12 protein-coding genes and 1 pseudogene are annotated in these 15,796 nt (G+C 44.9%); 12 read left to right on the top strand and 1 reads right to left on the bottom strand.

What is annotated here, in order from left to right; genetic code table 11:
* Positions 1-57: 57 nt before the first annotated feature.
* From OIT45_RS05885 to cbpA, 10 genes and pseudogenes are all read left to right on the top strand, one after another.
* Complete coding sequence (locus tag OIT45_RS05885) at positions 58-1,281, top strand: ROK family protein (RefSeq protein WP_135798591.1); 1,224 nt, start codon at positions 58-60, stop codon at positions 1,279-1,281.
* A 260-nt stretch (positions 1,282-1,541) separates the two neighbouring features.
* Positions 1,542-2,928 (top strand): annotated as a pseudogene (gene xylA, locus OIT45_RS05890) (xylose isomerase).
* A gap of 271 nt (positions 2,929-3,199) precedes the next feature.
* Positions 3,200-4,708 (top strand): xylulokinase, encoded by a 1,509-nt coding sequence (xylB, locus tag OIT45_RS05895; protein WP_135798590.1) that lies wholly within the window; start codon positions 3,200-3,202, stop codon positions 4,706-4,708.
* A gap of 166 nt (positions 4,709-4,874) precedes the next feature.
* Entirely contained in the window at positions 4,875-5,357 is a 483-nt protein-coding gene (locus OIT45_RS05900) for a LysM peptidoglycan-binding domain-containing protein (protein ID WP_199404517.1), read from the top strand.
* A 127-nt stretch (positions 5,358-5,484) separates the two neighbouring features.
* A complete protein-coding gene (locus OIT45_RS05905) occupies positions 5,485-6,867 on the top strand; it encodes an MFS transporter (RefSeq protein ID WP_199404516.1) in 1,383 nt (460 codons plus the stop codon).
* A 107-nt stretch (positions 6,868-6,974) separates the two neighbouring features.
* Entirely contained in the window at positions 6,975-7,235 is a 261-nt protein-coding gene (locus tag OIT45_RS05910; protein ID WP_264329967.1) for a transposase, read from the top strand.
* A 2-nt stretch (positions 7,236-7,237) separates the two neighbouring features.
* On the top strand, positions 7,238-8,065 hold the full coding sequence (locus OIT45_RS05915) for an IS3 family transposase (RefSeq protein WP_264329899.1): 828 nt from the start codon (positions 7,238-7,240) through the stop codon (positions 8,063-8,065).
* Between the two features lie 406 nt (positions 8,066-8,471).
* Positions 8,472-9,794 carry a PTS sugar transporter subunit IIC gene (locus tag OIT45_RS05920; protein ID WP_264339913.1) on the top strand — a complete coding sequence of 441 codons (1,323 nt, stop codon included), beginning with the start codon at positions 8,472-8,474 and terminating at the stop codon, positions 9,792-9,794.
* A 14-nt stretch (positions 9,795-9,808) separates the two neighbouring features.
* The gene (locus OIT45_RS05925; protein ID WP_199404553.1) at positions 9,809-10,906 is read left to right on the top strand and encodes a DUF871 domain-containing protein; all 1,098 of its coding nucleotides are present in this window, start codon (positions 9,809-9,811) and stop codon (positions 10,904-10,906) included.
* Positions 10,907-11,632: 726 nt separating this feature from the next.
* Positions 11,633-12,277: a cyclic di-AMP binding protein CbpA gene (gene cbpA, locus OIT45_RS05930; RefSeq protein WP_161690971.1), complete on the top strand. Its 645-nt coding sequence runs from the start codon at positions 11,633-11,635 to the stop codon at positions 12,275-12,277.
* Between the two features lie 49 nt (positions 12,278-12,326).
* Here the strand turns inward: cbpA and OIT45_RS05935 are convergent, their stop codons facing one another.
* The gene (locus tag OIT45_RS05935) at positions 12,327-12,929 is read right to left on the bottom strand and encodes a TetR/AcrR family transcriptional regulator (protein WP_135520892.1); all 603 of its coding nucleotides are present in this window, start codon (positions 12,927-12,929) and stop codon (positions 12,327-12,329) included.
* 144 nt (positions 12,930-13,073) lie between these two features.
* Between OIT45_RS05935 and OIT45_RS05940 the strand changes: the two genes are divergently transcribed.
* Together OIT45_RS05940 and OIT45_RS05945 are read left to right on the top strand one after the other, a co-directional pair.
* Positions 13,074-13,517 carry a YhgE/Pip domain-containing protein gene (locus OIT45_RS05940; RefSeq protein WP_264339914.1) on the top strand — a complete coding sequence of 148 codons (444 nt, stop codon included), beginning with the start codon at positions 13,074-13,076 and terminating at the stop codon, positions 13,515-13,517.
* Positions 13,459-15,699, top strand: a complete 2,241-nt coding sequence (locus tag OIT45_RS05945; RefSeq protein ID WP_264339916.1) for a YhgE/Pip domain-containing protein — start codon at positions 13,459-13,461, stop codon at positions 15,697-15,699. Before OIT45_RS05940 ends, OIT45_RS05945 begins: the two co-directional genes overlap by 59 nt.
* Positions 15,700-15,796 lie beyond the last annotated feature (97 nt).

Raw genomic sequence — 15,796 nt, forward strand, 5'->3', positions numbered from 1 at the left:
AAATAGGTTTTATCTTGAATAACTCGAAGTGGGTTTTAAGTTGCAGAAGGAGAAAGAATGGTTTCGAAAGTAGACCAAGATGCGATGCGCGACACGAACCGTAAACTGATGTTGCAAGCGCTATTTAATGCGCAACAAACATCACGTAGCGAAATTGCAGAACAGATTGCTTTACATAAATCGACAGTCACGACAATTTATCGCGATGTCGAAGCAGATGGTTATATAGAAGAATTAGGTGAAGGAACCGTTTCAAAAGCTGGTGGACGTAAGCCAAAGTTGATTCGTTTCAATCGCCATTATGGTTACATTGTTTCATTTGACCTAGGGCGTAATCACCTGCGTTACTTGGTGGCCCGTATTACGGGTGAAGTTATCTCACGTGGACAAATGACGGTTTTTGGCATGCGTTATGCCGATTACAAGCGTGCGATGCTTTCATACGTTGCGCAGTTAGGTGATATGCAAACGGATCATGGCTTAATCGGAATTGGGGTTGCCATCCATGGTGTTGTCGAGGATAACAAGGTGCGCTATACACCGTTCCATACTGAATTGGTAAATGAAGACATGGCCAAGGATTTGGAAGAGGCGCTTCATGTACCAGTTATATTAGAAAACGAAGCCAACTTGGCTGCCGTTTACTTGCGTGATTATCATGACTACGATGCGGCGGAAACATTCCAAAACTTTACGGTCGTGAACATTCATAACGGTATTGGAGCCGGAGTTATTCAAAACGGCCGCTTATTCCGTGGACTACATGGTGAAGCAGGAGAAATTGGACGCCAAGTTGTCTTAAACAATGATCAACTTGCCAAGGGTGAGTTTGATAGCACAATTCATATCGAAGATTTGTATTCAGAAGATGCGATGCTTAGTCGCTTGGGAGTGTTAAAAGGACAAGAGGAAATCACACGAGAAGATTTTCTTTCCCTATACATGGGTGGCGATGCAGATGCGAAATCATTGATTGATGAATGGGTTCATGCAATCTGTCGAACAATCTATAACTTAGCACAGTACGCAGCGCCGGAAGCGGTGTTTGTCCACTCACGTTTCATTGCGGGGACGCCAGAGCTGCTCGATTATCTATTGGAGACATACCACAAGATTGAACCTGAGTCGGCCACGCCGTTGTACTTTGCTAAGAAGTCGGTTAATCGTGCGACGCTTTCTGGTGGTGTTGCCATGGTAACGCGTTCTTTGCTCGATATGATGGGATACGAGTTGAACTTTGCACTTGAAGAAGAAGATGCGGCCGAGTCTAATTGGTTGTAATAAGTGCACAAATACGCATATGAAAGCGTATTCAAAAATTAGAGTTTTTATAATTTTAAACGCCTAAACGCCTTTGTTTAGGCGTTTTTGTTATGTTTTTGAACAATTTGCGAAAGAAATCACATACAAACGCTTGCATTATGTTAATGGGTACCCTATAATAAATCTCGTAAGTTAGTTGATTGCTTAAACCAACTAACCAAAGCCAACCGGCTTTGATGATTAAAACAGATGATTTAAGAATTTTGGAGGATGACATAATGTCAGAATTGTTCGACTTTCCTAAGGTAGAATTTATCGGCGGAGCAAAGGGATTGAACTTTGAAGCATCAAAGGGATACAACTTCTACAACCCAGAAGAGGTTTTCACTATCAACGGTGAGACTAAGACGATGAAGGACTGGATGAAGTTCTCAGTTGCTTACTGGCACACGATGGACCAACGCATGGTTGACCCATTTGGTGAAGGTACTGCCGAGCGTCCATGGGACGTTAACGGTGTTGACGACATGACTGACTTGGACCACGCAATCGCTAAGGTTGACTACATGTTCGAGTTCATGGACAAGTTGGGTGTTGAATACTTCGCATTCCACGATCGTGACTTGGCTCCTGAAGGTAACACTTTGGCAGAGACGAACGCTAACTTGGACGCCGTTGTTGACCGCATCGAAGAAAAGATGAAGGAAACTGGCAAGAAGTTGTTGTGGAACACGTCATCATTGTTCACTAACAAGCGTTTCATGGCTGGTGGAGCTACTACGCCATTTGCTGACGTATTTGCTTACGCAGCAGCACAAGTTAAGCACTCATTGGAAATCGCTAAGCGTTTGAACTCAGAAATCATACGTATTCTGGGGTGGTCGTGAAGGTTACGAGTCATTGTTGAACACTGACACGAAGCGTGAGTTGGACCACATCGCTAAGTTCTTCAAGTTGGCTAAGTTGTACGCTAACGAAATTGGCTACACTGGTCAATTCTTGTTGGAGCCTAAGCCAAAGGAGCCAACTGCTCACCAATACGACACTGACGTACAAACTACTATCGCCTTCTTGAAGACGTACGGTTTGGAAAACGACTTCAAGTTGAACTTGGAAGGTAACCACGCTTACTTGGCTGGTCACACTTACGAGCACGAAGCACGTTTTGCACGTGAAGCTGGTATGTTGGGTTCATTGGACGCCAACATGGGTGACAAGCAAACTGGTTGGGATATCGACGAATTCCCTAACGACATCTACGAAGCTACTTTGGTTATGTACGAGTTCATCAAGAACGGTGGATTGCCAACTGGTGGTTTGAACTTTGACTCAAAGGTTCGCCGTGCTTCATTCAAGATGGATGACTTGTTCTACGCACACATGGCCGGTATGGACGTTTACGCTGCTGGGTTCCGTGTTGCTATGAAGATGATCGAAGACAACTTCTTGGAGAACATCTACAAGGAGCGTTACTCATCATTCGATTCAGGTATCGGTGCTGACTTCGAAAACGACAAGGCTTCATTCGCTGACTTCGAAGCTTACATCTTGAACAAGACGAACGACGAGATCTTCTCAACGATCCAATCAGGACGTTTGGAAGCTATCAAGGCTACGTTGAACAACTACATCTACTCAGTTTTGGGTTCAACTTTCTCAAAGTAATCCCAACCGAATAGGTTCCTGGTAAGAAAAGGCTTACGCTAATGCAGAATTAGCGCCGCCATGTCGACTCCTTTTGAAATAATGGTCGATATAGCATCTCTCAATCTCAAAAAATCTCAAAAATAATCTCAACAAAAGCGATGTGAGTGCCTATCTCACGCTCACATTGCAACAAACATAACAGTAGGGCCAATCCCTACGGCGACGAGGGCTGGGCCATTAAATTAGCCCAGCCCTCGTTGTATACATAACAAAGAAAGAGGACATAAACATGAGCGAAGTCGTATTGGGTGTTGACCTAGGAACGTCATCAGTTAAGATCTCAGCTGTTGATCGTCAAGGAAACATCGTTGCACAACAATCATATGATTACCCACTATCACAACCAAAGCCAGGATACAGCGAGCAAAACCCAGAAGATTGGGTTAACGGTACGACTGTAGCCATCGTACGTTTGATTTTGGATGACGGCATCAAGCCTGAAGACATTGCTGGTATTTCATACTCAGGTCAAATGCACGGTTTGGTTTTGTTGGATGACAACAACCAAGTTTTGCGTCCAGCAATCTTGTGGAACGACACGCGTACTACGCCACAAACTAAGGAAATCGCTGAGAAGATGGGTCAAGAATTCATCGATATCACGCGTAACAAGGCTTTGGAAGGATTTACTTTGCCAAAGATCTTGTGGGTTAAGGAAAACGAGCCAGAAATCTTCTCACAAGCTTCTTCATTCGTAACGCCTAAGGATTACGTGCGTTACCGTATGACTGGTAAGTTGGCTATGGAAATTTCTGACGCCGCTGGTACGGTTGCAATGGACGTTGCTAACCGCACTTGGTCAAAGGAAGTTCAAGAAGCCTTTGGTTTGAAGCCAGAATTCTTCCCTGAGATTATCGAAGGACCAGAATTTGCTGGAACTATCTCACCAAAGTACGCTGCCTTCTCAGGTTTGACGACGGAGACTAAGGTATTTGGTGGTGCAGCCGACAACGCTGCTGGTGCCATCGGATCTGCAATCTTGCAACCTAACATGGTGATGTCATCAATCGGTACGTCAGGTGTTGTTTTGAAGTACGAAGACAACGCAGATGCTGACTACAAGGGTAAGGTTCACTTCTTCAACCACGCTATCCCTGGCAAGTTCTACTCAATGGGTGTTACTTTGGCTGCTGGATACGCTTTGTCATGGTTCAAGAAGACGTTTGCTGCTGATGAAGACTTCACGGCAATGGTTGAATCAGCTGGTAAGTCAACGGTCGGGGCTAACGGTTTGTTGTTCACGCCATACTTGGTAGGTGAGCGTACACCATACGCTGACGGTGACATCCGTGCTTCATGGACGGGTATTGACGGAACGCACAAGAAGTCTGACTTCGTTCGTTCAGTTTTGGAAGGAATTATCTTCTCATTCAAGGACATCTTTGATATCTACGAAGAAGCTGGTACTGACTTCGATACTGTTGTTGCCATCGGTGGTGGTGCTAAGTCACCATTGTGGTTGCAAATTCAAGCTGACATCTTCAACAAGAAGGTTGTTTCATTGAAGAACGAGCAAGGACCTGGAATGGGTGCCGCAATCTTGGCCGCTACTGGTTTGGGTTGGTTCGACTCTGTGCAAGATGCAGCTGCTGCATGGAACTCATTTGACAAGGAATACTTGCCAGATGCAGATCGCGCTGCACGTTACGCAGAAATCCACGCTATCTACAAGCAAGTTTACGGTGCAACTGCTGAAATCTCACACGAGTTGTTGGCATTCCGCCGTTCAGCTAAGTAATTCAAATCAGAAGGGACGATACGGTGATGTGTCGTCCCTTTTTGTACGTTCACAGAATCGCCACAGTGTTTAAAAAAATATTGTTGCAAACAGTCACTTATGTTTTTTGCAGAGGTTAAGTGATAATCTAAAATAAATAATCAACTTAAGTTAGGAAATGAACACCATGGAAACAAAGCAACCGCAACAATACAAGTTTTGGCTACTCGTTATTTTGGGATATATTGTTTTGTTTGTTATCGGCTTCTATTCACCAATTGTTTTGGATCGTGTGAGTGGTGGTTCACATAACGAAACAACGAAGACAGCCACAACGAGTTCAGAAAGTTCTATTGATGAAGCAGGTACAACACCAAACGACTCTGTTGATACGACAGATGAGGAGGTGGCGTCTTCAGCTGAATCAACAGTTGTCGCTGATTCAGCCGAAGTGGCAAGTGAACCAGCTGCATCAAGCGAGGCAGAAGCAGCAAGTGAAGCTGAGAGTTCATCGACGAGTGCTGCGACGCAATTGACAGTGCCTCAAGGGACAACAGCTTATTCAATCGCTAAGCAGCATGGCTTAACGGTGGCTGAGTTGCAACAAATGAACCCATCGATTAATATGAATGCCCTACAAGCTGGCGAAACAATTGTCGTAAGCCGCTAAGAGGTTATTGCTCGGAGCCCAGTGTTCCGGGCTTTTTTGTTAGCCAAGTGCCTTTAGAAAAATTTTACTTACGAAGAATTTATTTTTGTGCTTCAATAGTACAAGTGTTCAAAAAAGGAGTGAGAAAATGACAGAAAAAGTTTCACCACGAGTCGTTTGGTCAATTGTTGCGACCGCGATTCTAGGGTTTGTCGGTATTTTGACGGAAACGTCGATGAACGTGACGTTCCCGGATTTGATTAAGCAATTTAATGTGCCAATGGGAACGGTGCAATGGCTAACAACGGCGTATTTATTGATTGTGGCGTTGATGATGACGACCTCAGCTTATCTAAAGGCTGTGATGAGTCCACGCAAGATTTTTATTTGGGGTATGATTTCATTTGTTATCGGTGATATTATTTCCATTTTTGCCCCAAGCTTCTGGCCTTTGTTGGTTGGACGACTTGTCATGGCGGTTGGAACCGGAATTGCTTTGCCGCTGGTATTTAACGTTATTTTGATGAGCATCCCACCGATGCAACTCGGCAAGTACATGGGCTTTGGTGGTTTGATTTTGTCACTAGCGCCCGCTCTTGGACCGGTTTATGGTGGTTTGGTGACCTATTGGCTCGGTTGGCGTGCGATTTTCGTCATTGTATTGCCAATTATGTTGATTAGTTTGGTGTTGGGATGGCGTACGTTGCCAAGTGAACACCAGGCTGAAGACGCTAGCTTTGATTGGTGGCAATTTATTGTTTTGGGTGTGTCATTGACGACGGCTTTGTTGGCGCTTGGTGAGTTGGAGTCTGGAAAAATCTCAGCTACGATTATTGTATTGGCAGTAATTGCCGTTGTAGCGATGGTGATTTTCGTTCGCATTGCCGGCAAGTCAACGAAGAAGTTGTTGAATCTTTCGGTGTTCAAGAGCAAGGGAATGGTCTTTGCGTTGCTAATTTACGCAACGTCACAAGCGATTAACCTGGCTGTGAACTTCGCGATTCCGCAATATGCCCAATTGACGTTGGGTGCAACGACGATGATCGCTGGTGCAGTGTTGATGCCAGGATCATTGTTGGGATCAATCTCATCACCAATGTACGGCGCATTTTATGACCGCGCTGGTGCAACCAAGCCGTTGACGATTGGTTCAATTAGTTTCTTCGTGGTCATGGTTATCTTTTCAATCATGGCACCATCAATTACGTCAATTGGTTTGACAGTGATGTACGCCTTGTTCACGTTAGGGCGTAACTTGGCATTCAATACGTCAATGACGGCCGGTGTTGCCGAAGTGCCACGCGAGGTGTCAGGTGACGTTAATGCCATTTTCAACACGATTCAGCAATTTGCGGGTGCGGTTGGAACTGCGATTGCAGCTTTGTTTATTAAGACGACTAGTGCAACGCCAGCAGCGATTGCCCATCAGACAGCTGTTGGGTTGGGACATTTGTTCTGGTTCAGCACGGTATTTGCTGGCTTGAGTTTGGTATGGCTCTTTGGTTTCACAAAGACGAAGACAGGAAAATAATTTTTCAAGACAGCTAGCCATTTGGCTAGCTGTTTTTGCTCTTATGATGAGATTCCGGACTAGTTTTTCTAGTTTGGTAAAATATCATCATAGGAGTATTTTTATTTATGGTTACACGTTATGAAGAGGACTTTAAAAAGTCCATCGTGGAGATGGTTAAAGCGGGCCGTCGGCCCGATGAATTATCCAAGGAATACGGTCCTTCAGCCAATTCAATTCGGAATTGGGTCAAAAAATATGCGCCTGTAGAAGTGAATGGCGAATCAATATCAGCTGATGAATTGAAGAAGTTGCGTAAGGAAAACGCAATTTTGAAAGAAGAGCTCGAAATTTTAAAACGTGCGGCGGTGTTGCTGGCAAAACATTAGTTTTGCGCGGTAGAAGTGTTGTTTTACCAATTATCCACAAAAATTTGGTACAGGGGCACCGCATCACACGCGTTCTGAGTGCTTTGAAAATTCCAATGTCCACTTACTCTGACTGGATCCATTGGGAGCCGAGCGCACAAGAAATACAACACAACAAATTGAGAATTGCCGTCGAATCAATTTACACAGCCAATAAAGGCATTTATGGTTATCGACGAATTGCTAAAACCATGCGCGACTTATTCAAACTAGCAATCAGCGACCGCTTTGTATGGCAATTGATGAGTGAAGCTGGCTTGAAATCGCGTATGCAAAAGCGATATAACAAGCCTACAACAGTCAATGACAAAGATCAGATGCCAAATCTCATTATCAATCTGGATGACCTAAGTGGCGTAATTACAACTGACATTACGTATATCCAGTTGACCGATAAGACATGGGTTTACATGGCTAGTGCATATGATCCGGAAGACCGTAAGGTGCTGTCGTATCGAATCGCAGATACGATGACAGCTCAACTAGCAACCTCAGTAATCGTTAAGGCGCTAAGACGAGGTGAAAAACCACTGTATGTGCATAGCGATATGGGAAGCCAGTATACCAGCGAATTGTTTGAAAATACACTGGAGTCCATAGGTATTAGGCACTCTTACTCCCGTAAAGGGCACCCTTACGATAATGCCCGCATCGAAAGTTTTCACTCGTTACTCAAGAGGGAGCTGATCTACCAACAGGATTTCGAGAGTATCGCTGATGTGCAAGCCGCTGTTGGATGGTACGTCAACTGGTATAACAACAATCGTATATCACTCCGTGATGCCGCCTAGACCAATTTCTAGATGACATAAACGCGATTATACAAATTTGCCTATACACCGGCGTTTACAAGCACTGACTTTGTGAAGTCCAAAAATCACTCTGACAAGTGCTTATTTGCTATACCCTCAGACTTGTGAAATTCAACAAAATCCAAACTAGACCACCGTAACTCCATAGCCTCCGGCAGGCACAGGGGCAAAACCCCTGGACCCCATTAAAAAATGACCCAAAATCTGTACGAAATCAGGTCATTTTGAAAAATTTTCGTGGTACGAGCCCTAGCGGGCTCTAAAAAGAGGTCCGGAGTCTTGACATCAGAGCCTTTTGTATGTCTAGGCATATTCACAATTTATTCCTTTTGTATCCGTTTTCATTCGATAAAATGGGCGCATAAAGGAAAAGGGGGAAGTCACCATGAAAAAAGTGACAGAGTTGCTAGAACGTTATTTGATGCCCGTTGGCTCGAAATTGGCTGCCAACAAGGCATTGAATGCCGTTCGTGATGGAATTGCGTATGCGATGCCATTGGTTATTGTAGGGTCTTTGACGATGTTGATTGCCAACGGGTTCTCAATTGATTCGTTCAAGACTTGGTTAATTGATAACGGAACGTTTGACTGGTTGGTTAAGATTACCAACGGAACGTTTGGTTTGATGGGGTTGGTAGCGGTATTTGGTATTGCTTACCGTTACGCACAAGAATTGAAGGTTGATGGTGTATCAGCAGGTATTATTGCCTTGTCTGGTTACGTCATCTCAACGCCAACGATTATGGCTAAGGCCGGGGAAGGCTTCCCGTTGACTTACATGGGAGCCGCAGGATTGTTTGCCTCAATCTTGATTGCCTTGGTTTCAACGGTCATCTTCGCTTGGTTCATGAAGAAGGATATTCGTATTAAGATGCCTGATGGTGTGCCACCGGCTGTTGCAAATTCATTTGCAGCCTTGATTCCAGGAGCGGTTATTGTATTGCTCTGGGGTGGTATCTACGCCGGTTTGGCTGCGACGCCGATGGAATCAATCCACGGTATCTTGCAATTGGTATTGGGTGGTCCATTGTCAGCCTTTGGTGGTTCGTTGGCCGGTGCGATTGTTGTTTCAATCGTGACGTCATTGTTCTGGTTCATCGGTGTGCACGGTGGTAACGTTACCGGTGCTATCATGTCACCAATCTGGCTAGGATTGATGGCCGAAAATGCTAAGGTTTACTCACAAAACGCGGACGCAACGATGCCACACATCGTAACGCAACCATTTATGGATTTGTTCGTTTACCTTGGTGGTGGTGGGGCAACGATTGGTTTGGTTGCAGCCATGATTTTGACGGCTAAGAGTAAGGAATTTAAGACGTTGGCTAAGTTGATCACGCCACCTGGTTTGTTCAACATTAACGAGACAACGATGTTCGGAACGCCCGTTGTTTTGAATGTCTACTTGTTGATTCCATTTATTTTCGTACCAGTTATCAATGCCATCATCGCATATGTTACGATGGCAACGGGGATTGTTCACGCAACAGTTGGTGTCGTGATTCCTTGGACGATGCCACCAATCATTTCTGGATCTTGGCTACTGGTTCACACATCTCAGGTGCGGTTTTGCAAATTGTTTTGTTCGTACTTGATACGTTGCTATACATCCCATTCTTCAAGTTGGTTGACCGTCAACGTCAAGTGCTTGAAGGGCAACAAGTTGCAGATGAAACGCCAGAAGAAGTGGCATTTCAAGAGAAGGTAACGGAGGCCTAATCAATGGGGGAATTAGGTATTTCAGTGTATCCATCACGTGCGAGCGTGACGGATAACATTGCGTACATCGAAAAGGCGGCAAGCTACGGTTATACCCGCATTTTCACATCACTGTTAGAGTTGACGCCAGACATGACGGATTTGTTGGATCAATACAAGCAAGTCATTATGCGCGGAAACGAATTGGGGATGAAGACGATTTTGGACATCAATCCGGAATTGTTTGAACAGCTAGGAACAAGCTACACGGATTTGCGCCTATTTTCTGAAATGGGTGCCTGGGGACTTCGTTTGGATTTGGGTTTCACGGGTGCTGAAGAAGCGCAAATGACGCATAATCCATACGGGTTGAAGATTGAGTTGAATATGTCACGTGGCCAACATTACATCGATTTGATTATGGATTTTGGTGTTAACCGTGATAACTTGATTGGTTCACATAATTTCTATCCACAACGCTTTACGGGATTGGGACGTGACTACTTTGCAGAAACGTCAATGCAATACCGTCGCTACGGCCTACGCACAGCGGCGTTTGTTAACGCACCAAGCGGCTCATTTGGTCCATGGCCAGTGAGCGATGGCTTGGTTTCAATGGAAGATCATCGTAACTTGCCAATCGCAACGCAAGTGCAAGAGTTGCGCTTTAATGGATTGGTGGATGATGTATTGATTGCTGACGCGTTTGCGGATGATGCTGACTTACAAGCTGCGGCAGAGGCGTTCAACCGCACAATGGTTGGGCTACGTGTTGTGGAGGAGCCGTTGGTATCTAGGGTTTCAAAGCAAGTGTTGTATGATCAACCACAAATGTATCGTGGTGATCGTTCAGACTACGTGCTACGTTCAACGCAAACGCGTGTGAAGTACAAGGCTGAGGATTTCCCAGCGTTCAACACCGTTGATGTAACGCGTGGGGATGTCATTATCGACAACAATGACTATGGACAATACAAGGGTGAGTTGCAGATTGCGCTACGCGATTTGCCAAACGACGGCCGCATCAACGTGGTTGGTCACATCCACCCCGAGGACATGGCATTGTTATCGTTGATTCAACCATGGCATGGGTTCACATTGGAGCCAGCTGAAAAGTTGTAATAGATTGGAAGACAGTACCGATTTGGTGCTGTCTTTTTTAGTTGGTGGTGTGTGTCGACGCTTTGCGTCGAGGCATGGGGGCACGGGACTATCTCCGACAAAGTTCAAATTGGGGCAACCGAATGGCGCGGACGCCATTCAGCGGGGCAAATAATTTCCCCTAATCCTTCTGGTCCTGAGGGGCTTCTCTGAATAGCGCCGGCCATGCGGCATGTTGCCCCAATTTGAACGCTCCGATAGTCCCGTGCCCCCATGCCAGCAACCAAGATATTCTAGTCTGTCTAAGATGATCATCGACCGCAAACTAAATGGGTGAACGGTTCACCTTGTTGTATTACGGTGGATGCAAATTACACAATCAGAGTATTGCTTGGCTGCTGTGCTTGGCCCCGCCACGCGTATAGACACGTGCAGACCTTGACCCGCAGGTGTGGGTTCTTAGCGGGTTTCCCGCTTAGAGCCACGGGAGGTAAAGGCGTACGCGCCAACGGCGTGGACTCCGCTCCCTGCAGGTCATGGTCTGGACGTGTTAGCGTGCCCTAGAAGGGGCCAGGCACTCCGACCGCGAGGGAGGACACACACCACTCATACCTTACTAACTTCCAGTTCAAAGGTGATTCTCATTATTTTAGAAGAATTCGTGATACTTTCCACAAAAAGGTGCGGTGGTACTGTAATCGTGTTATTATAATTAGATTAGAAACTAGAAAGTGGGAGTCGGCACAAATGCTAGCAACTTTAATTAAGTCCCGTGACGTATTGACGACGGTCAGCGAAAATGCGACGTTGCAAGATGCCTTGGACATCTTTAATAACTCAAATTTCCGTGCAATTCCAATCTTGGATGAGAGTGGTCAATTGTTCCGCGGTGCGATCTATAAGATGCACATCTACCGACACCAAGTTGATGGCGGAGATATGAATTTGCCCGTAACAACTTACATGCGTAACATGACGAAGTTCGTTGGCGTTGAAGCGACGTTCTTCGAGATGTTCTTTACGCTTCGTGATTTGCCATTCATCTCTGTTTTGGATAAGGATAATCATTTCATGGGAATTATGACGCACAGTCGTATGATGAAATTGATGTCTGACTCATGGCAAACGGATGATGGACGATACACGTTGACGCTTGTGACGGATGGTGAACGTGGTAGCCTAGAAAAGGCTGCTAAGATTATTACGCGTTACACGCAAATTTCATCATCAATGACGTTAAATCCTGATAACAACCCACGTACGGTGCGTATTTTATTTACGTTGCCGGACTCAGTTAATGAAGGGATGTTATCAAAGATTATCAAGGTGCTATCACGCAAGGGGTTCCACTTGGAGTCGTTGGAAGACCTATCAAAATCAAATTATCTGTAAAACAAAAAACCAGCCAATTGTGGCTGGTTTTTTGTTTTACACTGATTAATCAGTTGAATGTAATTAATTCATGAGGGGCCATGAAACGACTCTTCATTAAGATTTCGGCCAATTCTTCGGGTGACTCAGGTTCGTCCTTATCAAGCCAGTGGCGCACGATATTTAGAATGCTGTTGAGAGCAATTTCTTTGGTGTAATCGATGGGCAGTTCACTTGAAAAGCGACCGTGATTTTGCGTTAGTTGACGAGTAAATAGGTGATCAACCAATTCTTTGATGCGGTTGAAGAATTGGGGATGACCATTTGATGAAAGTAACGCGCGCATCGTTTCGCGCTCTTGATTAACGTACCCAAGTGCTTGGTTAAAGACTTTATAAGGCGCACCTGAGAAATCTTCGGGGGTGTGGTTAGAAAGTGGCTCGGCCAAGTTAGCGGTCAAAGCAGCGGCGATATTATCAATCAGCTCATCTTCAATTTTTGTTAGCAGTTCAAATTTATCGGTGTAGTGGACATAGAAGGTACCACGGCTCACGCCAGCTTCGCGCGTGATGTCTGAAACAGTTAAACTGTTAAAGCCTTTTTCATTAATTAGATGAATAAAAGCTTCTTTAATGAGTTGCTGCGTTTGCGCATTTCGTTCTGCCTGTTTCATGTTCCCCTCCAACTTATTGAACACACTGTTCAAAACTGTGTATTGTACTCACCTTTTATAAGACTTAATATAATACAAGTAAATTAATTATTCAACAGGTTGTTCAATAAAAGGGTTGAAACCCAAAAGAGGGAGGTAGCCGCTGTGTTTAAAGCAGAATGGGAATATTTGAAGACGCATAAGTTCTTCATGTTGGTTATCGTCGTATTGTTCTTCGTACCATCAATATACGCGGTAACCTTTTTGAGCTCATTGTGGGATCCATATGGCCAGGTGAAGAACTTGCCAGTAGCCATTATTAATAAGGATAAGTCAGTCGATTATGAAGGACAGAAGCTTGCAGTCGGCGATGACCTTGAAAAGGAGCTACGCAAGTCGAAGGACATGGATTTCCATTTCCCTTCAGAAAAAGAAGCTAAGACTGGCTTGAAGGATGGCAAGTACTACACAGTCATCACGATTCCAAGCGACTTTTCTAAGGACGCTACGACGCTCTTGGATAAGAATCCAAAGCAAATGAAGCTTGATTATGAAACGAGTTCAGGTCACAGTTTCATCGCCGGTAAGTTGTCAGAAATCGGGTGCTAAAGAAATTAGTCAACAAATTTCAAAGCAAGTCACAAAGACTTATGCCAAGACGATTTTTGCTGAGATGAAGAAAGTTGGCAAGGGGATGGGTACAGCCGCTGACGCCAATAAGCAATTGGCCGATGGTACGACCCAAATCAAGTCAGGTTCTGATCAATTGACGAGTGGCTTGCAGACGTTATCTGCAAGTACGTTGCAGTTCAATGATGGTGCCCAAACGTTGACGCAAGGTTTGTCACAATACGTTGACGGTGTGGCGCAAGCTGATGCAGGTAGCCAGCGATTGACGGCCGGTCTAGGTCAATTGAACGGTCAAGTACCAGCATTGGTTAATGGTGTTGGACAATTATCAAACGGAAGTAATCAAGTAACTGCCGGTCTAGGTCAATTGAATGGTCAAGTACCAGCCTTGACTGGTGGCGTTAACCAATTAGCGAACGGAAGTAATCAAGTAACTGCCGGTCTTGGACAATTGAATAGCCAAGTGCCAGCACTAGCTAGTGGTGTTAATCAATTAGCCACTGGTAGTGAACAACTCACAAACGGTGTCGATCAATTGAATCAACAACTGAAGGATCAAGATTTTGCTGGCAAGATTACGACATTGCAAAATCAAGTAGCGATGCTACAAGATATCGCTAAGGATATGCCGTCACAAGAGCAACTCCAAACACAGTTGCAGACGGTCCAAACGCACTTGGATAATTTGAACAAGGCAAGCGAAAAGGATGCAGCGGCAATGCCAGCGAATGTTGATAAAGCATTTGCAGATGCTGGTGTACAGGTAACACCGGAACAAAAGGCAAAGATTGCAGCATCTTTGACGACAGATGTTGCTAACAGCGAAACTTCTAAGCAAATTCAACCGATTGTTAAGGATATTGCAACCCTATCAGCGCAAATCAATACGTTTAATAATGCGCACGGAAATCAAATCATGCAATTGGGTGAGGCTGCCAACAACACGGATTTGAATGAGGTTAACACACAACTTGAGCAAATGAAGGCCCTACCAACGGCAATTAATACTGTAGATGAAAACATGCATAAGTTGTCAGACGGGTTGAACACGTTGAACGGTAAGACTGGCGCCCTATCAGATGGTGTTAGTGCGTTAGCGAACGGCTCAACCCAGGTAAGCGATGGTTTGGACACGCTAAAGGGTAAGACGAGCACGCTATCAAGCAGTGTCAGCGCTTTGACGAACGGATCAACGCAAGTGAGTGATGGTCTAAATACGTTGAACAGTAAAACTGGTGACCTATCAAGTGGTGCTAGCCAATTGTTGGCTGGGTCAAGTCAATTGACGACAGGTCTTGATACACTAAACAGCAAGCGTAGCGAGTTGAACAGCGGGGCTGGTCAATTGGCGGATGGTGCTCGTCAACTTAATGGCGGTGCTAACCAATTGACGTCCGGCGCTGAGCAATTGAGCCCAGCATTGGCGAAGGTACAAGCTGGTAACCAAACGTTGGCTGACAAAATGGGGTCTGCAGCTAAGCAAGTTAACGACACCAAGGCAACCAACAAGACGTTTAAGCAAATTGCAGCACCTGCAACGGCAAAGCAAACTGAAAAGGATCACGTTGCTAACAACGGAACTGGTATGGTGCCATACATGTTCTCAGTTGCGATGTTCGTTGGTATGATGGCGTTGAACCTGATGCTGGATATGATTTCACCACGTACTAAGATTAGTTCTTTGGCTGCCTGGATGGGATCAAAAATGGTTATGTTGTTCGGTATCGCCGTAATGGCAGCAACTGTTTTGTATGGTTTGAGTATTAGTATTTTGGGACTAGATCCAGTTCACCCACTACAAACGTATGGCTTTATGATATTGATTTCATTGATGGATGCCGCATTGGTGACGGCTATCTACATGTGGTTCGATAAGGCTGGTGCATTTGCTGCTATGGTTCTATTGGTCTTCCAATTGAGTGGTTCAGCTGGAACGTACCCAATCCAATTGTCTAATGCCTTCTTTGAGTGGTTGCACCCATACTTGCCAATGACTTATACAGTTGATGGTTTGCGTGAGACAATCATGATTGGTGGCTCGGCAATGCCGCAAGTTGAAGTGCTATTTAGCATCTTTGTTGTTTCGATTATCGCTATGGTGATTTACTATGTCAGTCACCGTCGTCACTACAGCATGATGCAAGATATTGCTGAAGCATAAACCGAGATATAAAAAATCTTACGAATTAAATACTTTGAGAAACGCCCGCTTGGCCAATTTGCTGAGCGGGCGTTTTTGCGTGTTCAAAATATTTTCA

Source organism: Weissella sp. LMG 11983, assembly GCF_025908495.1.
In the GTDB taxonomy this organism is placed as follows: domain Bacteria; phylum Bacillota; class Bacilli; order Lactobacillales; family Lactobacillaceae; genus Weissella; species Weissella fermenti.